General features: G+C 62.8%; 21 protein-coding genes. 6 read left to right on the plus strand and 15 right to left on the minus strand.

Translation table 11 applies throughout. From position 1 onward, the window contains the following. Nucleotides 1–38: 38 nt before the first annotated feature. Together IGS61_RS04315 and IGS61_RS04320 are read left to right on the plus strand one after the other, a co-directional pair. The gene (locus IGS61_RS04315; protein WP_230538485.1) at nucleotides 39–1,808 is read left to right on the plus strand and encodes an FAD-dependent oxidoreductase; all 1,770 of its coding nucleotides are present in this window, start codon (nucleotides 39–41) and stop codon (nucleotides 1,806–1,808) included. A 124-nt stretch (nucleotides 1,809–1,932) separates the two neighbouring features. Further along, the gene (locus tag IGS61_RS04320) at nucleotides 1,933–3,498 is read left to right on the plus strand and encodes a phospholipase D family protein (protein ID WP_230538486.1); all 1,566 of its coding nucleotides are present in this window, start codon (nucleotides 1,933–1,935) and stop codon (nucleotides 3,496–3,498) included. A gap of 100 nt (nucleotides 3,499–3,598) precedes the next feature. On the opposite strand, the gene IGS61_RS04325 is transcribed toward IGS61_RS04320, so the two are convergent. From IGS61_RS04325 to gyrA, 15 genes are all read right to left on the minus strand, one after another. Then, on the minus strand, nucleotides 3,599–4,282 hold the full coding sequence (locus IGS61_RS04325; protein ID WP_230538487.1) for a ComEA family DNA-binding protein: 684 nt from the start codon (nucleotides 4,280–4,282) through the stop codon (nucleotides 3,599–3,601). A 165-nt stretch (nucleotides 4,283–4,447) separates the two neighbouring features. After that, a complete protein-coding gene (gene rfaE1, locus IGS61_RS04330) occupies nucleotides 4,448–5,401 on the minus strand; it encodes a D-glycero-beta-D-manno-heptose-7-phosphate kinase (protein ID WP_230538488.1) in 954 nt (317 codons plus the stop codon). Then, a complete protein-coding gene (locus IGS61_RS04335) occupies nucleotides 5,398–6,765 on the minus strand; it encodes a UDP-glucose dehydrogenase family protein (protein WP_230538489.1) in 1,368 nt (455 codons plus the stop codon). The genes rfaE1 and IGS61_RS04335 overlap by 4 nt, the downstream gene beginning before the upstream one ends. Before the next feature lie 82 nt (nucleotides 6,766–6,847). After that, nucleotides 6,848–8,023 carry a lipopolysaccharide assembly protein LapB gene (gene lapB, locus IGS61_RS04340; RefSeq protein ID WP_230538490.1) on the minus strand — a complete coding sequence of 392 codons (1,176 nt, stop codon included), beginning with the start codon at nucleotides 8,021–8,023 and terminating at the stop codon, nucleotides 6,848–6,850. Nucleotides 8,024–8,069: 46 nt separating this feature from the next. Then, complete coding sequence (locus tag IGS61_RS04345; protein ID WP_076567441.1) at nucleotides 8,070–8,372, minus strand: LapA family protein; 303 nt, start codon at nucleotides 8,370–8,372, stop codon at nucleotides 8,070–8,072. 236 nt (nucleotides 8,373–8,608) lie between these two features. Further along, on the minus strand, nucleotides 8,609–8,914 hold the full coding sequence (locus tag IGS61_RS04350) for an integration host factor subunit beta (RefSeq protein ID WP_008446215.1): 306 nt from the start codon (nucleotides 8,912–8,914) through the stop codon (nucleotides 8,609–8,611). A gap of 20 nt (nucleotides 8,915–8,934) precedes the next feature. Continuing rightward, a complete protein-coding gene (gene rpsA / locus IGS61_RS04355; protein ID WP_071650172.1) occupies nucleotides 8,935–10,647 on the minus strand; it encodes a 30S ribosomal protein S1 in 1,713 nt (570 codons plus the stop codon). 119 nt (nucleotides 10,648–10,766) lie between these two features. Then, on the minus strand, nucleotides 10,767–11,435 hold the full coding sequence (gene cmk / locus IGS61_RS04360) for a (d)CMP kinase (RefSeq protein WP_230538491.1): 669 nt from the start codon (nucleotides 11,433–11,435) through the stop codon (nucleotides 10,767–10,769). Between the two features lie 16 nt (nucleotides 11,436–11,451). Further along, nucleotides 11,452–12,807: a 3-phosphoshikimate 1-carboxyvinyltransferase gene (gene aroA, locus IGS61_RS04365; RefSeq protein ID WP_230538492.1), complete on the minus strand. Its 1,356-nt coding sequence runs from the start codon at nucleotides 12,805–12,807 to the stop codon at nucleotides 11,452–11,454. Between the two features lie 15 nt (nucleotides 12,808–12,822). Further along, entirely contained in the window at nucleotides 12,823–13,728 is a 906-nt protein-coding gene (locus tag IGS61_RS04370) for a prephenate dehydrogenase (protein ID WP_230538493.1), read from the minus strand. 4 nt (nucleotides 13,729–13,732) lie between these two features. After that, the gene (gene hisC, locus IGS61_RS04375) at nucleotides 13,733–14,839 is read right to left on the minus strand and encodes a histidinol-phosphate transaminase (RefSeq protein ID WP_230538494.1); all 1,107 of its coding nucleotides are present in this window, start codon (nucleotides 14,837–14,839) and stop codon (nucleotides 13,733–13,735) included. Nucleotides 14,840–14,883: 44 nt separating this feature from the next. Further along, nucleotides 14,884–15,954 carry a prephenate dehydratase gene (gene pheA, locus IGS61_RS04380; RefSeq protein ID WP_230538495.1) on the minus strand — a complete coding sequence of 357 codons (1,071 nt, stop codon included), beginning with the start codon at nucleotides 15,952–15,954 and terminating at the stop codon, nucleotides 14,884–14,886. A gap of 83 nt (nucleotides 15,955–16,037) precedes the next feature. Further along, a complete protein-coding gene (serC, locus tag IGS61_RS04385; protein ID WP_230538496.1) occupies nucleotides 16,038–17,129 on the minus strand; it encodes a 3-phosphoserine/phosphohydroxythreonine transaminase in 1,092 nt (363 codons plus the stop codon). A gap of 24 nt (nucleotides 17,130–17,153) precedes the next feature. Continuing rightward, the gene (locus IGS61_RS04390) at nucleotides 17,154–17,738 is read right to left on the minus strand and encodes a DUF2059 domain-containing protein (RefSeq protein WP_230538497.1); all 585 of its coding nucleotides are present in this window, start codon (nucleotides 17,736–17,738) and stop codon (nucleotides 17,154–17,156) included. Nucleotides 17,739–17,894: 156 nt separating this feature from the next. Beyond that, nucleotides 17,895–20,573 carry a DNA gyrase subunit A gene (gyrA, locus tag IGS61_RS04395; RefSeq protein WP_230538498.1) on the minus strand — a complete coding sequence of 893 codons (2,679 nt, stop codon included), beginning with the start codon at nucleotides 20,571–20,573 and terminating at the stop codon, nucleotides 17,895–17,897. 220 nt (nucleotides 20,574–20,793) lie between these two features. Between gyrA and IGS61_RS04400 the strand changes: the two genes are divergently transcribed. The 4 genes from IGS61_RS04400 to IGS61_RS04415 all read left to right on the plus strand — a co-directional run bounded on the left by IGS61_RS04400 (nucleotide 20,794) and on the right by IGS61_RS04415 (nucleotide 23,492). Continuing rightward, entirely contained in the window at nucleotides 20,794–21,009 is a 216-nt protein-coding gene (locus IGS61_RS04400; protein WP_230538499.1) for a hypothetical protein, read from the plus strand. A gap of 176 nt (nucleotides 21,010–21,185) precedes the next feature. Next, a complete protein-coding gene (gene ompA / locus IGS61_RS04405; RefSeq protein WP_071078971.1) occupies nucleotides 21,186–21,896 on the plus strand; it encodes an outer membrane protein OmpA in 711 nt (236 codons plus the stop codon). A gap of 127 nt (nucleotides 21,897–22,023) precedes the next feature. After that, nucleotides 22,024–22,719, plus strand: a complete 696-nt coding sequence (gene ubiG / locus IGS61_RS04410; RefSeq protein WP_230538500.1) for a bifunctional 2-polyprenyl-6-hydroxyphenol methylase/3-demethylubiquinol 3-O-methyltransferase UbiG — start codon at nucleotides 22,024–22,026, stop codon at nucleotides 22,717–22,719. A 68-nt stretch (nucleotides 22,720–22,787) separates the two neighbouring features. Next, nucleotides 22,788–23,492, plus strand: coding sequence for an HAD family hydrolase (locus tag IGS61_RS04415; RefSeq protein ID WP_230538501.1), 705 nt, complete (start codon nucleotides 22,788–22,790; stop codon nucleotides 23,490–23,492). Nucleotides 23,493–23,510: the final 18 nt, after the last annotated feature.

The raw sequence follows: 23,510 nt of genomic DNA on the forward strand, positions 1-23,510 counted from the left end.
TTTGTTATTTGCTTATTCAGCCTCCGATCGGACTCGCCATGGCCAGCAGCACCCCCGAATTCATTCCCGAAACGACGCAGGACGATCCCGTCCAGTTCGCCACGCTCGACTTGCAGGGCCGCAGCCACCAGATCTCGCCCGTCTTCAATGCGCCCGAACTGCAGCGCTTGCAGCGCTATGGCACGCGGCAGCGCTTTGCCGATGGCGAGACGCTGTTCGAGGCGGGCAGCAGCAGCTTCGGCATGCTGGTGATACTGTCCGGACGCGTCAGCATCAAGCGCCACGAAGTGCTGGGGCAGGCGTCCGTGCTGCGCGAAGTGGGCGTCGGCCATTTCATTGCCGAGGTGGCGCAATTGTCCGGCCGCCCCACCCTCGTCAACGGCAGCGCCGTGGGCGAGGTGGAATTGCTCGACATCAGTTCGGAATCCTTGCGCGCGCTGATCGTCGCCGAGGCGGAGATGGGCGAACGCATCGTGCGCGCCCTGATCCTGCGCCGCGTGGCGCTGATCGAATCGAATTCCGGCGGCCCCGTGCTGGTGGGACCGCGCGGCAATGGCAATCTGTTCCACCTGCAAAGCTTTCTGTCGAGCAATGGCCATCCGCACACGGTGCTCGACCCGGCCACCGATGCGGCCGCCGCCGCGCTGGCCCAGCGCTACCAGCCCACGCCGCAGGATTGGCCGCTGGTGGTCTGTCCTGATGGCAAAATCATGAAAAATCCCGGCAATGCAGAACTGGGACGCTGCCTGGGCATGCTGCCCGATTTGTCCGGCGACAAGATTTTCGACGTGCTGGTGGTGGGCGCCGGTCCCGCCGGCCTGGCCACGGCCGTGTATGCGGCCTCCGAAGGCTTGTCGGTTCTGGCGCTGGAACAGCGCGCGTATGGCGGCCAGGCGGGCGCCAGCGCGCGCATCGAAAATTATTTGGGCTTTCCCACCGGTATCTCCGGCCGGGCGCTGGCGGGACGTGCCTATGTGCAGGCGCAAAAGTTCGGCGTCGAAATCGCCACCCCGGCCAGCGCCGCCAACTTGCTGTGCGACACCTGGCCGCTGCGCGTCAAGCTGTGCGACGGCACGCAGGTGCGCGCCCGCACGGTGGTGCTGTCGTGCGGCGCGCGCTACCGCCGCCCCTCGCTGGCCAACCTGAAAACGTATGAGGGACGGGGCGTGTATTACTGGGCCTCGCCCATCGAAGCCAAGCTGTGCCGGCAGGAAGAGATCATTTTAGTCGGCGGCGGCAATTCGGCCGGCCAGGCGGCCGTGTTCCTCTCCGGCCACGCCGCCAAGGTCCACATGGTGATCCGCGGCGAAGGGCTGGCAACCAGCATGTCGAGCTATTTGATCGAGCGCATTGCCGCCACGCCCAACATCACCTTGCACACGCACACGGAAATCATCGCCCTCGAAGGCGACGACGATGGCTTGACGGAAGTGCGCTGGCGCAACAACCAGACGGGCACAGAGTGCGATTGCGCCGTACGCCGCGTGTTTCTGTTCGTGGGCGCCGATCCGAACACGGACTGGCTGCACGACTGCGCCGTGGCCGTCGATGAACAGGGCTTTATCCGCACGGGCTTCGACGTCACGCGCGCCGAATGCCGCGCCCACGGCCACGCCGCGCTGTTGACCGAGCCGCCTCCCGACCTGCCTGAGCGGGCCGCGCTGGAAACGAGCGTGCCGGGCGTGTTCGCCATCGGCGACGTGCGGGCCGGTTCGACCAAGCGCGTGGCCGCCGCCGTCGGCGAAGGCGCGGCCGTCGTTTCCCAGATTCACGGCTTCCTGGCACGGCTGCCGGCGGGCTCGGCCTGAAATCGTGCGTTGTAGAAACTGCTACAATCGGCTCTCGCTATCCCGTTGAAAGAGTCCGCATGCCCCACACCACCAGGCTTTCCCCGCGCCGCAGCATGCCCGCGGCCCGCTGACGGTGCGCCGCATGCTCGTCAAACTATTGCTACTGGGCACGCTGTTTGCCGTGCTCAGCATCGCCGCCCTGTACAGCTACGGGCGCTTTGCCCAGCGTTCGCTGGGAGCGCCAGGAATGGCCTTGCCCGTGGCGATGGATGCCACCCTGCTCGACCGCGTGCTGGCGCCGCAGCTGGCGCAACGCCCGGGCCACAGCGGCACGGCCCTGATCGACGACAACCTGGAAGCGTTCGCCCTGCGCGCCCTGAGCGCGCGCGAAGCGGGCCGCAGCATCGACCTGCAGTACTACATCTGGCATAACGACGTCACGGGCCGCCTGCTCGTGCGCGAGCTGCTGCGCGCGGCCGACCGCGGCGTGCGCGTGCGCGTATTGCTCGACGACATCAATGCGCGGGGCCAGGACGCCGCCATCCTCGCGCTCGACAGCCACCCGCTGATCGACGTGCGCATCTTCAATCCAGGTCGCAACCGCGACGGCATCTGGTGGCGCGCCGTGGAAATGGCCTTGCGCGCCGTCAGCCTGAACCGGCGCATGCACAACAAGGCCTGGATCGTCGACGGCAGGGTTGCCCTGGTCGGCGGGCGCAATATCGGCGATGAATACTTCGATGCCGCCGAGCAAGTCAATTTCCAGGATGCCGACTTGCTGCTGGTGGGCCCCGCCGTGCAGCAGACGAGCGACATCTTCGACCGCTTCTGGAACAGCCGCGCCGTCCTCCCCATCGGTGCCTTGCATGCAGGCAAGAACGCGGGTGCGCCCGAATTGCAGGCGGTGCGCGCCCGCCTCGATGCGCTGACGGGAGAACTGGGCGCTTCGCCGTATTTGCGGCAACTGACCGACACGGGCCAGCTGCAGGCCCACCTCGATGGCCGGCTGCGGCTGCACTGGAGCGCGCAAGTGCAGGTGCTGTCGGACCCGCCGGAAAAAGCCGCGCCCGTGGCCAGCCTGCAGCGCAGCGAGCACTGGCTCATGCACAACCTGCTGCCCCTGCTGACGCAGGCGCGCGAAGAAGCGCTGCTGACTTCGCCCTACTTCGTGCCCGGCACGGCGCTGAGCACGCTGCTGGGCGACAAGGTCGCGGCCGGCGTCCAGGTCAAAGTGCTGACCAACTCGCTGGCGGCCACCGACGTGGCCCTCGTGCATGCGGGCTATGCGCGCTACCGCCAGCTGCTGCTCGATGGCGGCGTCGACCTGTATGAATTGAAGACGCAGCATCGCAAGCGCATCAGCCTGATGGGTTCGAGCCGCGCCAGCCTGCATACCAAGGCCGTGGTGGTCGATGGCCGGCGTGGTTTCGTCGGCTCCTTCAACCTCGATCCCCGCTCGGCCCAGCTGAACACGGAAATGGGCGTGCTGTTCGACGATGCCGCGCTGGCGGCCGACATGCGCGCCCTGTTCCTGCAGTCGACCTCGGCCGACACCAGCTACCGCCTGTTCCTCGACGATGGCGCCTTGCGCTGGTCCGACGCCACCGAGCAGCCCGCCAAGCTATGGACGCACGATCCGGAGTCGGGTTTCTGGCGCCGCATGCTGGTGTCCGTGATGCGCTGGCTGCCGATCGAGTCGCAGCTGTAAACTGGCTGTCGCATAAAAAAACCCCGCGCGGCCGGTACCACGCGGGGTTTTTTTGCATGCTGCGCGGCACCACCACGCAGCACGCTCTACAACAAAACGCTTATTTTTTCTCGGCTTCCGCTTTCTTCGCCTCGGCGGCAGCCAGTTTCGCTTCTTTCTTCGCGGCAGCGGCAGCAGCCTTCGCTTCTTTCTTGGCAGCGGCAGCCTCCTTCTTCGCTTCGGCGGCCGTCTTCACGGGCGCGGCGCCATCGGCTGCGGCGGCGGCAGGCGCTGCAGCGGGCACTGCCTTGGCGGCGGCTTCTTTCTTGGCTGCTGCAGCAGCGGCCTTGGCTTCTTTCTTGGCTGCAGCAGCTTCTTTCTTCGTTTCAGCGGCCGTCTTGGCTGGCGCCGCAGCGGTGTCGGTCGCAGCAGCTGGCTTCGGTGCGGCTTCTTTCGCTGCAACTTCCTTCACAGCAGCTTCCTTTTTTGCCGGGGCAGCCTTCGCCGCCGGGGCGGGTGCCGCCGGCGCGCCGGACTTGGCCTGGCCATTCACCTGCAAGCCCGCTTCCGACAGCTTCACGGAGCTTTTCGGGCCGATGCCCTTCACGCGGCTTTCGAAATCGGCCCAATCCTTGAAGGCGCCGCCCTTGGCGCGCTCGTCGATGATGGCTTTCGACGTGACGGGGCCAATGCCCTTGACGCTGTCGAGTGCCGCCTGGTCCGCCTTGTTGACATCGACCTGGGCAAAGGCAAAGCCCATCGTCGCGATCAGGGTGGCGATGGCCAGCAGTATTTTTTTGAACATGGGTATCTCTCCGTGATGTGGTTTCAAGATGACTCGAACGCAAGGGAGGAACAGCGCCTTAACGGCTTTAACGGCTGTGGCGTGATATGGTTGACAAGACGGCACGGCAGAACGGCAGGAAAACCTGCGCCAGATCAAACGGCCTGGCGCAGGTAGTGCAACAATTTACTGCGGGAACAGCTCTTCGCGGGTGACGGTGGCCGTGCCCAGCTTGCCGACGACGATGCCGCCGGCGCGGTTGGCCGTACGCACGGCGTCGCCCAGGTCCATCCCGGCGCCCAGCATGGCCGCCATGGTGGCGATCACCGTGTCGCCGGCGCCCGAGACGTCGAACACTTCGCGCGCATCGGTGGGCATGTGCAGCACATCATCGGCCGTGTACAGGCTCATGCCTTCTTCCGAACGCGTCAGCAGCAAGGCATCCAGCCCCAGCTGCGCGCGCATCTGCTGCGCGCGTTCCGTGAGTTGCTCTTCCGTGCTCCAGCTGCCGACCACGCGGCGCAGCTCGGACTTGTTCGGAGTGAGCACTGACGCTCCCGCATAGCGGCTGAAATCATCGCCTTTCGGATCGACCATGACGATCTTGCCGGCGGCGCGGGCCGCCTTGATCATCTCGGCCACGTTCACCAGGCTGCCCTTGGCGTAATCGGACAGGATCACCACGTCGTAGCTGGGCAACAGCGCATTGAATTGCTTGAGCTTGTCGCGCAGCACCGTGTCGCTGGGCGCATCCTCGAAATCGATGCGCAGCATCTGCTGCTGGCGGCCGATCACGCGCAGCTTGATGATGGTGGAAATGGCCGCGTCGCGCTGCAGATAGCTGTGGATGCCGCCGCCTTCGAGCAGGCGCTCGACCTGGCTGCCGGCCTCGTCGTCGCCCACCACGCCCAGCAAGCTCGTCTTCGCGCCCAGCGCGGCCGCATTGCGCGCCACGTTGGCCGCGCCGCCCAGGCGCTCTTCGCGCTTCTCGATGCGCACGATGGGCACGGGCGCTTCCGGCGAAATACGGCTGACGTCGCCGAACCAGTAGCGGTCCAGCATCACATCGCCCACCACCAGCAGGCGTACCTGGGCCAATGCGGCCGGCGCCGTCAAGGCGACCACCTCATTGGCGCTCATGCGCGCGTCAGGATCGAGCGACCGATCCCGTGGTATTCGATGCCGTTCTCGGCCATGACGGCCGGCTCGAACAGATTGCGTCCGTCAAAGATCACGGCCTGCTTCAGGCGCGCCTTGACCTGCTCGAAGTCGGGGCTGCGGAAGGCTTTCCATTCCGTCACGATGAGCAGCGCATCGGCGTCCTGCAGCGCATCCTTCGGACTGTCGGCAAAGCGCACCTTCGCCAATTGCTCCGGCGTCAAGTCCAGTTGCAGCACGCGGCGCGCCTCGGCCATGGCGACGGGGTCGTACACGGCCACGGTTGCGCCGCGTCCCAGCAAGTCCGCCAGCAGGACGCGGGCCGACGCTTCGCGCATGTCGTCCGTATTCGGCTTGAAGGCCAGGCCCCACACGGCGAAATGCCGGCCCGTCAAATCTTCGCCGAAGCGAGTGACCACTTTGCGTCCCAGCACCTGCTTCTGCTGGTCGTTGACGGCTTCGACGGCACGCAGGATCAGCAATTCCTGGCCGTAGCCGCGCGCCGTGCGCTCGAGCGCCTGCACGTCTTTCGGGAAGCAGGAACCGCCATAGCCGCAACCGGCGTACAGGAAACTATGGCCGATGCGCGGGTCGGAACCGATGCCATGGCGTACGGCTTCGATATCGACGCCCACCTTGTCGGCCAGGTTCGCCAGTTCATTCATGAAGGAAATGCGCGTGGCCAGCATGGCATTCGCCGCATATTTGGTGAACTCGGCCGAGCGCACGTCCATCCAGTGGGTGCGCTCGTGGTTGCGGTTGAACGGCGCGTACAGGCTTTTCAGCAATTCGCGTGCGCGCTCGCCGTCCGGCGTGGCATCGACGCCGACGACGATGCGGTCCGGGCGCATGAAGTCTTCGACGGCCGCGCCTTCCTTCAGGAATTCCGGGTTCGACGCCACCGAGAACGTGGCGGCCACGCCGCGCGCGTCGAGTTCGCCCTGGATGGCGGCGCGCACTTTTTCAGCCGTGCCGACGGGCACGGTGGACTTGTCGACGATGACCTTGAAGTCCGTCATGTACTTGCCGATGCCGCGCGCGGCGGCCAGCACGTATTGCAAGTCGGCCGAGCCGTCTTCATCGGGCGGCGTGCCGACGGCGATGAATTGCATCACGCCGTGCGCGGCGGCCGCTTCGATGTCGGTGGAAAAGGTCATGCGCCCGGCGGCGCGGTTGCGCGCGACGACCTCTTCCAGGCCCGGTTCATGGATGGGGATGCCGCCGCTGTTGAGCAAAGCGACCTTCTGTGCGTCCAGGTCGAGGCAAAAGACGTCGTTGCCCAGCTCCGCCAGGCAGGCGCCGGTCACGAGGCCCACATAGCCCGTGCCGATAATGGTGATTTTCATGGTTGTGCCGTATTTCTGAAATATAGGTGTTACATACGAGTACACGCCACGTTGCGCGAGGCAAGGTGGCGTGTACGATTGATCAATTCATGACATTTAATTCTTCAGTGCGGCGCGGCGGGTAGGTTTCCCACTTATTGCAGCCAGGGCAGTGCCAGTAGAACTGGCGCGCCTTGAAGCCGCAGTGGCTGCACTGGTAGCGGGCCAGCTTCTGCGTGTAGCCGTGCACGAGGTTTTTCACCATCGACAGCTCCGACCAGATGGCGGCCGGGGCATCCATCATGCGCGCTTCCAGCAGTTTATCGAGGCCCAGCAGGGTCGGCGTGCGGCGCAATTCCGCGCTGACCAGCTGTTTCGCCGCTTCCACGCCGTCGAGTTCGATGACGGCCTTGAAGACGACTTCGATCAGGTCGATCGACGACGCCTCTTCCAGGTAGGAACGCAGCAGGTTGACGCCTTCCTGCGGACGGCCCAGCCTGGTGTAACCATCCATCAGGCGCTGGGCCACCAGGGCCACGTGCGGCACGCTTTGCTGCTCGACGCGGCGCCAGGTGGTCAGCGCGCCTTCCACGTCGCCGCGCGCCAGCAGCACGTCGCCCGTCAGGATGGTGGCGCGCACGCTCTTGCGGTCCGTCTGCAGGGCTTTTTCCAGCAGCGGCATGGCTTCGTCCGGTTTCATGTGCACGAGGGCGTCATGCGCCAGCTCGCAATAGAACTGGGCGATTTCCTTCTGGCGCGCGCCGGCGCCCGATTCCTGCAAACCCACGGCCGCTTCGATGGCGCGTGGCCATTCCTTTTCGCGCTGGTAGATTTCCAGCAGCGCGCGGCGCGCCTGGGCCGCATATTGCGTGTCGACCAGGCTGTTGAAGGTTTCTTCGGCGCGGTCCAGCAAACCCGCCTTCAGGTAATCCATGCCCAGCTCGTAGGCGGCATGGCCCTGCTGTTCCAGCGGCAGATCCGGGCGCGCCAGCAAGTTCTGGTGCACGCGGATGGCGCGCTCCGTCTCGCCGCGGCGGCGGAACAGATTACCCAGCGCAAAATGCATATCGGCCGATTCCGGGTCCAGCTTGACGACTTCGATGAAGGCGTCGATGGCCTTGTCGTGCTGTTCATTGAGCAGGAAATTCAAGCCCTTGAAGTAATTGCGCGGCAGGCTGCGCGATTCGGACACCAGTTGATGAATGTCAACACGCGCGGCAATCCAGCCCAGCGCGAAAAACACCGGGATACCCAAGAGCCACCAGAGTTCAAAATCCATGCGATTGTTTTTATTCGAGTAAGAGAGATAGGAGCGAGGACGGCGCTTACTGCGCGCTCACGCTGTCCGGTTGCGGCTGGACATTGCTGGGCACGCCAACTGTCTGCAGCGCGGCAATGGTGGTTTTTTGCTTGCTCGCTTCGCGGCGGTGACGGAACACGGTCGGCGTCAGGGCCAGCACGCCCAGGCTGGCGCCAGCGACAAAAAAGCCCAGCAGCATCAGGACCAGGGGGCCGCGAATTTCATAATTGAGGAAAACATGCAGGTCGACAACCTGCGCATTCTTCAGCGCAAAACTGAAGAACAGGACGAAAAGAACACAGCCAACGATGGTGGAGATGATTTTCATCGATACGCCCAGAAAGTACAAAAAATGCCCGTATGGCACAACCTTGGAATGCCTGACAGAAGCGCAGCGAGCGTCAGTGATTTGTGGCCAAGAAGCGCAACCGTGCTCGAGCACGGTGAGCATCGCCGGCCGCAAAGCGCGACGCGCAGTAGCTTATGTCAGGTATTCTCAGCATATTAACAAAAAAAAGCGGCATCCAAGGGACGCCGCTTTCTATGTCGCCTTCCAGCAGACGATTAATCCTCGATAATCGGTTGCCCGACCATCGCGTCCACCCGCTCGCGCAACTGTTTGCCCGGCTTGAAGTGGGGTACCCGTTTTTCGGGCACCATCACCTTGTCGCCGGATTTCGGGTTGCGGCCGATGCGCGGGGGCCTGCTGTTCAGGGCAAAACTGCCAAAACCGCGGATCTCGATACGCTGACCGGTCGCCAGGGCGTTGGTCATCGCATCGAGAATGGTCTTGACGGCATACTCCGCATCTTTCGCCACCAGCTGAGAATAACGCTCAGCGAGGCGGTTGATCAGCTCGGACTTTGTCATCTGCCGGTATCCGCGAAGTCTTAGTTCTTGTTATCGAACTTAGCTTTCAACAAGGCGCCCAGGCTGGTGGTGCCCGAAGCTGCGTTGTTGTCGGTAGCTGCCATCTTCTGCATGGCTTCCTGGGTTTCCACGTTGTCTTTCGCTTTGATCGACAGTTGGATACCACGGGCTTTGCGGTCGATGTTCAGAACCATTGCTTCAACGGTATCGCCGACTTTCAGGTGCGTACCAGCATCTTCAACGCGGTCGCGCGAGATTTCGGAAGCGCGCAGGTAGCCTTCAACTTCTTCGGACAGTTGGATCACGGCGCCTTTAGGCTCAACCGATTTAACGGTACCGGTTACCAGCGAGCCCTTGTCGTTCATGGCTGCGAAGTTGTTGAATGGGTCACCTTCCAGTTGCTTGACGCCCAGGGAAACGCGCTCGCGCTCAACGTCGATGGCCAGAACGATGGCTTCCAGTTCGTCACCTTTCTTGAAGCGACGCACGGCTTCTTCGCCGGTTTCGGTCCAGGACAGGTCGGACAGGTGCACCAGACCGTCGATGTTGCCGGCCAGGCCGATGAACACGCCGAAGTCGGTGATCGATTTGATCGCGCCGCGGACTTTGTCACCTTTCTTATGGGTAACACCGAAGTCGTCCCATGGATTGGCTTTGCACTGTTTCATGCCCAGCGAGATACGACGACGCTCTTCGTCGATTTCCAGAACCATCACTTCTACTTCGTCGCCCAGTTGGACAACTTTGTTAGGAGCAACGTTTTTGTTCGTCCAGTCCATTTCGGAAACGTGTACCAGACCTTCGATACCCTGTTCCACTTCAACGAACGCGCCGTAGTCGGTCAGGTTCGTTACTTTACCGAACAGACGGGTGCTTTGTGGGTAACGACGGGACAGACCGGTCCAAGGATCGTCGCCCAGTTGTTTCACGCCCAGCGAAACACGGTTTTTCTCTTGATCGTATTTCAGGACTTTGGCGGTGATTTCCTGGCCAACCGTCAGAACTTCCGACGGGTGACGTACACGGCGCCATGCCAGGTCGGTGATGTGCAGCAAGCCATCGATACCGCCCAGATCCACGAACGCGCCGTAGTCGGTGATATTTTTGACGACGCCGGTCACGACCGTGCCTTCTTTCAGCGTTTCCATCAGTTTCTGACGCTCTTCGCCCATCGAAGCTTCGATGACGGCGCGGCGGGACAGAACCACGTTGTTACGCTTGCGATCCAGCTTGATCACTTTGAATTCGAGGGTTTTGCCTTCGAATGGGGTGGTGTCTTTGACAGGACGGGTATCAACCAGCGAACCCGGCAGGAATGCGCGGATGCCGTTGGTCAACACGGTCAGACCGCCTTTGACTTTACCATTGACGGTACCGACGACGATTTCGCCCGATTCCATCGCTTTTTCCAGAGCCAGCCACGAAGCCAGACGCTTGGCTTTATCGCGCGACAGGATGGTATCGCCGAAACCGTTTTCCAGCGATTCGATCGCCACGGAAACGAAGTCACCAACTTTGACTTCCAGTTCGCCGTGGTCGTTCTTGAATTCTTCGACAGGGATGAATGCTTCGGATTTGAGGCCGGCGTTGACGATCACGAAATTGTGGTCGAGGCGCACGACTTCAGCGGAAATAACTTCGCCGGAGCGCATATCTTGACGCGACAACGATTCCTCGAAGAGCGCAGCAAAACTTTCCATACCGGTAGATTCGTTAGTTGTAACAGTAGACATAGGGTTCACACAGGTTATCCAGCAGAGATCGCACGATGCGACTTAAACTGGGTTAGGTTTTTGACACACCCGGACAGGCCAGGAGCCGTCAACGGGCACCACATAGCATAGTAATCACACTATTTTGCAACTGACGCATACCATTTCAACACGGTTTCGACGGCATCATCTGCCGTCATTGCCGACGTATCGAGGACATGCGCCCCTTCCGCGGGGACCAGCGGCGCAATCGCACGGTGAGTATCACGTTCGTCCCGCGCCTGCAAATCCATCAGAAGGTCTTCCATATTAGCAGAAAAACCCTTGTCTATCAATTGCTTGTAGCGCCGTTGCGCGCGCGCCTCGACGCTGGCCGTGAGAAAGACCTTCAATTGGGCATGCGGGAAGATCACCGTGCCCATGTCGCGCCCGTCGGCCACCAGGCCCGGCGTCTTGCGAAAACCCAGCTGCAAGCCCACGAGGGCATGGCGAACCGTTGGCAATACGGCAATTTTCGACGCCGTATTGCCCACTTCTTCGGCGCGGATCTGTTCGGTGACGTTTTCCTGCGCCAGCAGGATTTCGCCGCCCGCGAAATGGCAGGGCAAGTGCTCGGCCAGCTTGGCCAGCGCGTGCTCGTCGCGCAAGTCGGTGCCGCGGCGCAGCGCGCTCAAGGCCGTCAGGCGGTACAGCGCGCCCGAGTCCAGGTAATGAAAGCCCAGCTTGTCGGCCACGCGATGGGCCACCGTGCCCTTGCCGGAAGCGGTGGGGCCGTCGATGGCGATGACTGGGATGTTGGAGGTTGGCATAGTATTAAACAATCAATTAAATCAAGGTGTCTTTGGCAATCCCCGCAAATGCGGCGAAATACTCGGGGAAGGTCTTGGCCACGCATTTCGGATCGTTGATGCGCATCTCGTTGCCGCGGCGCGCGGCGCCATCGAGCGAGGCGAGCGAAAAGCACATGGCCATGCGGTGGTCATCATACGTGTCGATGGTGGCAGCGGCAATTTGCGCCGGCGGCGTCACGCGCAGATAGTCCGCGCCCTCCTCCACTTCGGCGCCCAGTTTACGCAATTCCGTCGCCATGGCGGCCAGGCGGTCCGTTTCCTTCACGCGCCAGCTGGCGATATTGCGCAAGGTGCTGGTGCCGTCCGCGTACAGGGCCGCCACGGCGATCGTCATGGCCGCGTCGGGGATGTGATTAAAGTCCATGTCGACGGCTTTCAGCACGCCGTTCGAACGGGCCTCGATCCAGTTCTCGCCCATGGTGATGGTCGCGCCCATCTGCTGCAAGGCTTCGACGAAGCGCACGTCGCCCTGGATGCTGTCGCGTCCCACGCCCTCCACGCGCACGGGACCGCCGCCGATGGCGCCGGCCGCCAGGAAGTACGAGGCCGACGAGGCGTCGCCTTCCACGTGGATGGTGCCCGGGCTTTGATACTGCTGGCCCGGCTGCACGGTGAACGACTGCCAGCCGTCATGCTCGACCTTCACGCCGAAACGGCGCATCAGGTTCAGCGTGATCTCGATGTACGGCTTCGAAATCAGCTCGCCCGTGACATCGATGGTCACGGCATGGTCGCGCGCCATCAGCGGCGCCACCATCAGCAAGGCCGTCAGGAACTGGCTCGACACGTTGCCGCGCACGGCGATGCGCTGCGCGTGGATGTGACCGCGGCGAATGCGCAGTGGCGGGAAGCCCTGCTCGCCCGTGTATTCAATCTGCGTGCCGACGGCGTTCAGCGCGTCGACCAGGTCGCCGATGGGGCGCTCGTGCATGCGCGACACGCCATGCAGCGTGTAGTCGCCGCCGATCACGGCCAGCGCCGCCGTCAGCGGGCGGATCGCCGTGCCGGCGTTCCCCATGAACAGGTCCGCCGCGTGGTGCGGGAACACGCCGCCGCAGCCTTCCACGTGGTGCACCTGGTGGGCAGTGGCCGGGTCGCCCGTCAATTCATCCTGCGTCCATTTGACGCCCAGCGACGTCAGGGCCGTCAGCATGACGAAGGTGTCGTCGGAAGCGAGCAAATCGATGATTTTCGTCGTGCCCCTGGCCAGCGCGGCCAGCAGCAGCACGCGGTTGGAAATGCTTTTCGAGCCGGGCAAACGCACCGTGCCTTCGACGTGCATCACCGGCTTCAAATCGATATGGTGGGGGTAGTGCTTGATCTGGGTCATGCTGGAATCCTTCAATTATTGTGTGGGCGCGGGCGCTTCCGCCGTTTCGATCGCCTCTATCCATTGCTGCCGCGCGTGCTGGGCGTTCGCGTACACGCCCTCGATGGCGGCGCCGTCGTTGGCGGCCAGGTGGGCGCGCAAGGTCGTCAACTGCGCCAGGTAGGCGTCCAGTTCGTGCAGCAGCGCCGGCTGGTTGGCCAGGCTGATGTCGCGCCACATTTCCGGCGATGAGCCGGCGATGCGCGTAAAGTCGCGAAAGCCGCTGGCCGCGTATTGAAACAGCAGGCCCGCGTGCGGCTTGTTGGCGATGTCGTCGACCAGCGCAAAGGCCAGCAAATGCGGCAGATGGCTGACGGCGGCAAACACCTTGTCATGTTCTTTGGGGCTCAAGGTGTGCAGGATGGCGCCGCAGGCACGCCAGGCGGCCGTCACCCGTTCCACGTCGGACGCGGCGTTTTCCGCCAGCGGCGTGAGCACCACTTTCTTGCCTTGATATAAGTCAATGATGGCCGCATCGGGGCCATTCGTCTCGCGTCCCGCGATCGGGTGGCCGGGCACGAATTGCGCCACCTTGACACCAAGTGCTGCGCGCGCGGCCGCCACCACGTCGCTTTTCGTGCTGCCCGCGTCGGTGACGATGGTTCCCGGCTGCAGGTGCGGCGCGATGGACGCGAGGATGGCACCCGTCTGCGCCACGGGCGCGGCCAGCAGCACCAGATCGGCGCCCGCCATGGCTTGCGCCATGTCGCCGCCGATTTCGTCGATGATGCCCAGTTCAAGCGCGCGCGCCATCGATGCCGGCGACCGGCCCATGCCGACCACCGTGGCGACGGCTCCCGCGTGCTTCAGGGCGCGCGCGAACGAGCCGCCGATCAGGCCCACGCCGAAAATGACGACCTTGTTCAGTGCAGGCGTCGTCATATCGTCAGGCCAGCGCTTTCGTCAGCGCGGCGATGAAGATGGCGTTTTCCTGCGGCAGGCCGATGGAAATGCGCAGCCATTGCGGCAAGCCGTAGCTGCCGACGGGGCGCACGATCACGCCCTGCTTGAGCAGCGCCAGATTGACGCGCGCGCCCGCTTCATCGTCGTCGCCCACCTTCACCAGCACGAAATTGCCATGCGACGGCACATATTCCAGGCCCAGTTGCGTAAACGCCTCCGTGAACTGCTGGTAGCCGGCCGCGTTGTTGCGCGCGCTTTGCTCGAGGAAGGCCTTGTCGTTCAAGGCGGCAATCGCTGCCGCCTGCGCCAGCGAATTGACGTTGAATGGCTGGCGGATGCGGTTCATCAGGTCCGTCAGCGCTGGCTGGGCGATGGCAAAGCCGATGCGCAGGCCGGCCAGGCCATACGCCTTCGACAGGGTGCGCGACACCACCAGGTTCGGATACTGGCGTACCCACGCCGTCGACTCGTACTGGTCGTCGGCAGACAGGAATTCGTTGTAGGCCTCGTCCAGCACGACGACGACGTGCGCAGGCACCTTCTTGAGGAAGGCTTCCAGCTGCGCGGCCGTCAGGAAGGTGCCGGTCGGGTTGTTCGGGTTGGCGATGAAGACCAGACGCGTATCGTCGGCGATCGCCGCCGCCATGGCGTCGAGGTCATGGCCGTAGGCTTGCGCCGGCACGACGATGTGGCGCGCGCCCAGGCCCTGCGTGGCCAGCGCGTACACGGCGAACGAGTATTGCGAGTACACGACGGACTGGCCGTGCTCGACAAACGCGTGCGCGGCGATTTCCAGGATGTCGTTGCTGCCGTTGCCCAGGGTGATCCAGTCGGCCGGCACGTCGTAGCGTTTCGACAGCACGGCCTTCAAGTCAAAGCCGTTGGCGTCCGGGTAGCGGCCCAGGTCATCGATGGCGGCGATCATCGCCTGCTTGGCCGATTCCGGCATGCCGTACGGATTTTCATTCGACGCCAGCTTGACGATGGCTGCCTCGTCGAGGCCGAATTCGCGCGCGACTTCCGCGATCGGTTTGCCGCTCTGGTAAGGGGCGATGGCGCGGACGTATTCTGGACCGATATTTTTAGACATGGTGTTCTTTAAAAAAGTGGGTGATTGTAAGAATCGCTACAACTTCACAGGCTGACCGGATACGACCCCAGCACCTTGAAAAACGCCGCGTTGCTCTGCAGCTCGGCCAGCGCCTGCGCGACGGCCGCGTCATGCACGTGGCCCTCCACGTCGACATAGAAATAATACTCCCAGCTGCCCATGCGCGCCGGGCGCGACTCGAAGCGCGTCATCGACACGCCGTTCCTGGCCAGGGGCGCCAGCAACTGATACACGGCGCCGGCCTTGTTCGGCACGGCCAATACCAGCGAGGTCTGGTCCTTGCCCGACGGCGCCGTCTGCAAGGTGCCCACGACGGCAAAGCGCGTGCGGTTGTGCGGGTCGTCCTGGATGTGGCCCTTGACCACGCCCAGCTTGTACTGCGCGCCCGCCAGTTCGCTGGCGATCGCCGCCACCGTGCCATCTTCGCCGGCCAGGCGCGCCGCCTCGGCGTTCGAGGCCACGGCGCGGCGCTCGACGTGCGGATAATTCTGGTTCAGCCACACCTGGCACTGCGCCAGCGCCTGCGAATGGGCGCAAATGGCCGTGACGCCATCCATGTTGCCGCTCTTCGTCATCAGGCTGTGGTGCACGGCAATCGCGACTTCACCGCTGATGATGAGGCTAGTCTGCAGCATCATGTCCAGGGTGCGGTTGACGGCGCCTTCCGAGGAGTTCTCGATCGGCACCACGCCGAAATCCGCCGTACCCGCCTCGGCGGAGCGGAACACTTCGTCGATGGAGGCGCACGGCAAACCTTCGACGGCGCTGCCGAACTGCTGGTAGACGGCCTGTTCGCTGAAGGTGCCTGCCGGGCCAAGATAGGCGACAGTGACGCGTTTTTCCAGCGAGCGGCAGGACGACATGATTTCGCGGAAGATGGTCTGCACTTCGCGGTCGCCCATGGGGCCGGGATTGCGCTCGGCCACGCCGCGCAGCACCTGCGCTTCGCGCTCGGGGCGGAATACGGGCGCCTGGGTTTCGGCCTTCACGTGGCCCACTTGCTGGGCGATCTGCGCGCGGCGGTTCAGCAGTTCGAGGATTTGCGCGTCGATGGCATCGATCTGTTCGCGCAGCGGTTTCAATTTATCGGTCATGGTTGGTTTGTTTCGTCAGCTGTACTTCAATCATTGCCGCGCGGCCTGCGCCGGCGGCGGGCCGGCGCGGTCGGTTAAGCGACTCAGCGTCCGGCAAACTCGTTCAGATAATTCACCAGGGCTTGCACGCCCTCGATCGGCATCGCGTTATAGATCGATGCACGCATGCCGCCGACGGACTTGTGGCCCTTCAGTTGCAGCAGGCCGCGCTGCTTGGCGCCGGCCAGGAATGCGTCGTTCAGACTTTCGTCGCGCAGATAGAACGGGATGGTCATGCGCGAGCGGTATGCGGGGTCGACCCGGTTCTGGTAGAAATCGTCCGCATCGAGCGCCGCATACAGCAGCGCCGCTTTCTCAATATTACGCTGTTCCATGGCTGCAACGCCACCCTGGCGTTTGAGCCACTGGAAAACCAGGCCGGCGATATAGATGCCATAGGTAGGCGGCGTGTTGTACATCGACTCATGTTCGGCCACGATGGTCCAGTCGAAAGCGGACGGGCAGATCGGCAGCGCCTTGCCCAGCAAGTCTTCGCGCACGATGACCAGGGTCAGGCCGGCCGGGCCGATATTTTTCTGCGCGCCGCCAAAAATGACGCCATATTGCGATACGTCAATAACGCGCGACAGAATGTGCGAAGACATGTCGGCCACGATGGTGGTGCCTGCGGGGACATTCGGCGCCTGCTGGAATTCCACGCCGTCGATGGTTTCATTGGTGCAGATGTGCAGGTAGGCGGCGCCCGGCGTCAGCTGCCATTCGGCGACGGGCGGCACGCCCGTGAAATGGGCAGCCTTGGACGACGCGGCCACGTTGACGTTGGCATACTTGCCCGCTTCCTGGATCGACTTGCCCGACCACGAGCCCGTATGCACGAAATCGATGGTGGCCGGCTGCTGCGCGGCCAGACCCACCAGGTTCATGGGGATGATGGCGTTCTCGCCCAGGCCACCGCCCTGCAGGAACAGGATTTTATAGTTCTCGGGCACGGCCAGCAGCTCGCGCAGGTCGGCCACCGCCTGCTTGTAGATGGAGATGAATTCGGGACCACGGTGGCTCATTTCCATCACCGACATGCCACTGCCATGCCAGTCCTGCATCTCGGCCGCCGCTTGCGCCAGCACTTCCTTGGGCAGGACGGCGGGGCCGGCGGAGAAGTTGTAGATATGGGTCACGATACGGTCCTTAATAAAATGAAATTATTGGGGCGGCTGCGTGGCCGCCCGCATGACCTGGTCAAGCACGGCATTCACGCGCGGGATCAGCACGCGCTGGCTGATGGCCATCGACTCGGCCGACAGTTGCGGCATGGTGGCCAGCATCTTGCGGCCCAGCGGCGTCTTGTAGAAGGCCGTCAGCTGCTCGACTTCCTGCACCGTGTAAAAGCGCGCGTACAGGGGCACCATTTCAGCGCTCAGATCATCGATCAGGGTCGGGTCGGCCAGCACCTGCGTCAGGGTGGCGATGGCGACGGGGATCTCCTCCTCGGCGCTGGCCAGCGCGCGCGCCTTGCGCTGCTCGTCCAGGTTCGGGTTGCTGCTGATTTGCTGCTGCGCCGACTGGCGGATCATGGCAGGCACCGATTGCAGCATCTGGTCGAAGATGTTGCGCGTCAGCTGCGGGAATTGCATCGCGTCGAGCATGCGCCGCACGGCCACCTTCATGGCGGGGCTGGGCGCCGCCTGGCGGGCGGGCGTGGCTTGCGTGCTCTGGGCCAGAGCCGGCAGGGTGGCAAGGAAGGCCAGCGAAAACGCGGCGAAGAAGGTGGCGACGATTTTTCTCATGGCATGCGGGATGTTGATTGACTGGTAAAAGGGCACTGCCGGCGATGCATGTCGGCTTACGCCCGACGGGCTAAGCCGACCTACGAAATTGTGCTGGCGGCGCCAGGAAAAGGCACGCCAATAGCAATTGGGGCTCCCGAAAGAGCCCCAATCATCTTACTCCGGCTGGGCCGGGTCGACAGGATCGGCTGGTTCGGCCGCTGCCGGCGCAGGCGCGGCGTCCGCCTCCGTCGTCAACTCGACTTCGTCGATATCCGTCTCCACCACGCGCTGCAGGCCGGACAGCTTGGTGCCGTCTTCCACGGCGATCAGGGTCACGCCCTGCGTCGCGCGGCCCATCTCGCGGATTTCCGACACGCGGGTGCGGATCAAGACGCCACCGGTGGTGATCAGCATGATTTCATCGCTGGCATCGACCAGGGTCGCGGCAACCACTTTGCCATTGCGCTCGCTGGTCTGGATGGCGATCATGCCTTTCGTGCCACGGCCATGGCGCGTGTACTCGGTGATCGGCGTGCGCTTGCCGTAGCCGTTTTCCGTGGCCGTCAGCACCGACTGCTGCTCGTTCTCGGCCACCAGCAGGGCGATCACGTGCTGGCCTTCTTCCAGGTTCATGCCGCGCACGCCGCGCGCCGTGCGGCCCATCGGACGCACATCGTTTTCGTCGAAGCGCACTGCCTTGCCCGAATCGGAGAACAGCATCACGTCGTGCTGGCCGTCCGTCAGCGCCGCGCCGATCAGGAAGTCGCCGTCGTCCAGGTCGACCGCGATGATGCCGGCCTTGCGTGGATTGCTGAAATCCTTCAGCGGCGTCTTTTTCACGGTGCCCAGGCTGGTCGACATGAACACGTAATGGTCTTCCGGGAACGTGCGGTTCTCGCCCGACAGCGGCAGGATCACGGTGATCTTTTCGTTGTCCTGCAGCGGGAACATGTTGACGATCGGCTTGCCGCGCGAATTGCGCGAGCCTTGCGGCACTTCCCACACCTTCAGCCAGTACATGCGGCCACGATCCGAGAAGCACAGGATGTAGTCGTGCGTATTGGCGATGAACAGCTGGTCGATCCAGTCTTCCTCTTTGGTCGCCATGGCCTGCTTGCCGCGGCCGCCGCGCTTCTGCGCGCGGTATTCGGTGATCGGCTGCGCCTTCATGTAGCCGGTGTGCGACAGGGTCACGACCATGTCTTGCGGCGTGATCAGGTCTTCCGTTTCCAGGTCGGTCGCATTGAGCTCGATCTGCGAGCGGCGCACGTCCTTGTTGCCGGCGCCGTATTCGTTCTTCGCCAGAGTCATTTCATCGGTGATGATGACGGTAACGCGTTCCGGCTTGGCCAGGATGTCGAGCAAGTCGGCGATATGTTCCATCACGTCCTTGTACTCGTTGACGATCTTGTCCTGTTCCAGGCCCGTCAGGCGCTGCAGGCGCATCTGCAAGATTTCCTGCGCCTGGTCGTCCGACAGCTTGTACAGGCCATCGGCCTGCATGCCGTAGTGCTTCGGCAGGTTTTCCGGACGGTAGGCGTCCACGCCGCCTGGCGTCGTGCCGTCGCCCGTGCGGGCCAGCATTTCGCGCACGACGGACGAATCCCAGGCCTTGGCCATCAGCTCGACCTTGGCGATCGGCGGCGTCGGCGCGGCCTTGATGATGGTGATGAAGTCATCGATGTTGGCCAGCGCGACAGCCAGGCCTTCGAGCACGTGGCCGCGTTCGCGCGCCTTGCGCAGTTCGAACACGGTGCGGCGCGTGACCACTTCGCGGCGGTGCGACAGGAAGCATTGCAGCATCTGCTTGAGGTTCAGCAGCTTCGGCTGGCCATCGACCAGGGCCACCATGTTCATGCCGAAGGTGTCCTGCAACTGAGTCTGCTTGTACAGGTTGTTGAGCACCACTTCCGGCACTTCGCCCCGCTTCAGCTCGATCACCACGCGCATGCCCGACTTGTCGGATTCGTCGCGGATGTCGGAAATGCCGTCCAGCTTCTTGTCACGCACGTTTTCGGCGATGCGTTCCAGCAAGGATTTCTTGTTGACCTGGAAGGGCAGCTCGTCGACGATGATGGCGATGCGGCCGCCATCCTTGCCGTATTCTTCGAAGTGGGTCTTGGCGCGCATCACCACGCGGCCGCGGCCCGTGCGGTAGCCGTCGCGCACGCCCGACACGCCATAGATGATGCCGGCGGTAGGGAAATCGGGGGCGGGAATGATCTCGATCAATTCATCGATCGTGCATTCCGGGTTGCGCAGCACGTGCAGCGCGCCGTCGATCACTTCGGTGATGTTGTGTGGCGGAATGTTCGTCGCCATGCCGACGGCGATACCGGACGAGCCGTTGATCAGCAGGTTCGGGATACGCGTCGGCAAGACCGTCGGTTCCTTTTCCTTGCCGTCGTAGTTGGGCTGGAAGTCGACGGTGTCCTTGTCGATATCGGCCAGCAGCTCGCTGGCGATCTTGTCCAGGCGGCACTCGGTGTAACGCATCGCCGCGGCGCCGTCGCCGTCGACGGAACCGAAGTTGCCCTGGCCATCGACGAGCATGTAGCGCAGCGAAAAATCCTGCGCCATGCGCACCAAGGTGTCGTAGATCGAGGCATCGCCGTGGGGATGGTATTTACCCATGGTTTCGCCGACCACGCGGGCGCACTTGACGTAAGGGCGGTTCCACACGTTATTCATTTCATGCATCGCGAACAAGACGCGGCGGTGCACTGGCTTCAAGCCATCGCGCGCATCGGGCAAGGCACGGCCGACGATCACGCTCATGGCGTAATCGAGGTAGCTCTTGCGCATCTCTTCTTCGAGGGAAATAGGAATTGTTTCTTTTGCGAATTGATCCATTGGCGGTTCGACTGATCTCAGGCTGTGGTTAACTTATCTGTTACGCAATGTATGACGCAATACTGCATATCCTGGGTGGCTGTCGTCGTGGATGCCGCACTGCGCGCTGCTGGCGCGGCCCGGCGTCCATGTCGCAGAGTGCCTGACAAACCATCCCGGGCGGTAGCGCCGCCGCGGGCATTTGCTTCACACTCTTGACAGTCAAGCGCACGATTTTAGCATGCGCGCCCTGTTACCTGTACAAATTGGCCAGACCGGCAATATTGCCAGTTTGCACCGGGAGCGTGCACGCCGGCCTGTCGATAATGCACAATGGCAATACCAGTTCAAGACGCCTGCCCTTAAAAGAGGCAAAAAAACCGATCAATTGTTACAGATGCGTTACAAATGGGCATTTTCGTTGCGCAAAAACAACGTGCGGTCTAAAATCGGGTAAGCTTTGATTTAACCACGGTCGTGCGCCCCTGATGCGTGTGGCAAAATGACTGAGAAGTTAATTGCTAGTTTCGCAATCTGAAACGAGCGCATATGGTCTACATGATAAAATCTTGGCACGTAGCACCAGTAGCGCAGTGTTGTTCTGCGGATATCACCCCCCGAAAGGAAAAAAGAATGAATAAATTTGTAACGCTGTTTTTCGCTGCATCCGCAGTGATTGCTGGCTCGGCTTCGGCCCAAACCCCAACCTCCCCACCATTCGCGCCAGTTACCACTGACATCAAAGCACCAAGCCCAAAAAGCGCTTACGTGCAAGATGCCCGCGGCGTCATCGTGCGTGACCCATTCGGTCTGTGCTGGCGTACCGGCTACTGGACACCTGCTGACGCAGTGCCAGGTTGCGACGTGCCACTGTGCGTAGAGCCAGAAACCCTGCAAGACGGCAAATGCGTGGCTCCTCCAGCACCAGTCGTACCAGCACCGGCACCAGTCGTTGTCGTACCAGTACCAGTCGTCGTTGCTCCTACCTCGGAAAAAGTCAGCTTCGCTGCTGATGCCTTCTTCGATTTCGACAAAGCTACGCTGAAGCCAGAAGGCAAAGCCAAGCTGGACGAGCTGTCCGCACAACTGGGCGGCATCAACCTGGAAGTCATCATCGCTGTGGGTCACACCGACTCCGTCGGCACCGATGCTTACAACCAAAAACTGTCGGTACGTCGTGCTGATGCTGTCAAAGCCTACCTGGTTTCCAAAGGCGTTGAAAGCAACCGCGTGTACACCGAAGGCAAAGGCGAAAAACAACCTGTTGCTGACAACAAAACTGCCGAAGGCCGTGCGAAAAACCGTCGCGTGGAAATCGAAGTTGTTGGTACCCGCAACAAGTAATAGCTGAGCCCCTGGACTTGCCGCAAGACATCGCGCAAGTCAAGGACCGCATGAAAAACCCCGCCATGGCGGGGTTTTTTTTCGTCCGTGGCTGCCCAATTGTAAAATTGCCGCTATTATTCGACCTATGAACGCCGACCCTCTCGAAATCCAAAAATTCAGTGAGCTGGCCCACCGCTGGTGGGACCCCACTTCCGAGTTTCGTCCCCTGCACGAAATTAACCCCCTGCGCCTGGAATGGATCAACGCGAAAGTGCCGCTGGCCGGCAAGCGCGTGATCGACATCGGCTGCGGCGGCGGCATCCTGGCCGAATCGATGGCCCGCAAGGGCGCCGACGTGACGGGCATCGACCTGTCCGACAAGGCCCTGAAAGTGGCCGACCTGCACAGCCTGGAATCGGGCGCCAAGGTACGCTACAAGCTGATCGCCGCCGAAGCCATGGCCGAGGAAGAGCCGGGCCAGTACGACGTCGTGACCTGCATGGAAATGCTCGAACACGTGCCGGATCCCGCCGCCATCGTCAAGGCTTGCGCCACGCTGGTGAAACCGGGCGGCCACGTCTTCCTGTCGACCCTGAACCGCAACCCGAAAGCGTACCTGTTCGCCATCCTCGGTGCCGAGTACCTGCTGCGCCTGCTGCCGAAAGGCACGCACGACTACGACAAATTCATCACCCCGGCCGAGCTGTCGCAATACGTGCGCAGCGCCGGCCTGGACGTCAACAGCATGCGCGGCATGGGCTACAATCCGCTGACCAAGATTTACTCACTTAATAGCGATACCAGCGTCAATTATTTGGTGGCCTGCACCCGGCCGTTGTAACCATCACGCACAATACCAGGCGGCTGCGGCCGCCATTTTTCATTCTTACTTGACACACTTCGCCCGCCATGATCACAGACCCTCTGCCAGCCCCGCGCGCCATCCTGTTCGACCTCGACGGCACCCTGGCCGACACCGCGCCCGACCTGGCAGCGGCCATCAACCTGCTGCGCGCGCGCGCCGGCCTGGCGCCGACCCCGTATGACATCCTGCGCCCCACCGCCTCGGCCGGCGCGCGCGGCATGATCGGCGCGTCGTACGGCGTCCAACCCGGCGAAAGCGGCTATGAAGCCCTGAAAGACGGCTTCCTGAACAATTACGAAGCGGCCCTGGCCGTGGAAAGCCGTTTATTCGACGGCATCCCCGCCATGCTCGACGGCTTGAGCGCCCTGGGCCTGGCCTGGGGCGTGGTCACCAACAAGGCCGCCCGCTTCACCGACCCGCTGGTGGGCCAGATCGGCCTGGGCGCGGCCGGCTGCGTGATCTCGGGCGATACCATGCCCCACCCGAAACCGCACCCCGCCCCCCTGCTGGAAGCGGCGCGCCGCCTGAACCTGGCACCGGAAGACTGCTGGTACGTGGGCGACGACCTGCGCGACATCCAGGCCGGCCGCGCCGCCGGCATGCGCACGGTGGCCTGCGCCTGGGGCTACTGCGGCCCCGTCGAACCGCAACACTGGAACGCCGATCATTTGCTGGACACGCCGCAGGCGCTGCTCGAGCTGGTGAGTACTGTGGTGAAGGCGGCGCAGGCCCGGCAATTGGCGGCATAAATCGGCCTGCGCTTGATC

The sequence above is a fragment of the Janthinobacterium sp. FW305-129 genome (assembly GCF_020858115.1).
In the GTDB taxonomy this organism is placed as follows: Bacteria; Pseudomonadota; Gammaproteobacteria; order Burkholderiales; family Burkholderiaceae_D; genus Janthinobacterium.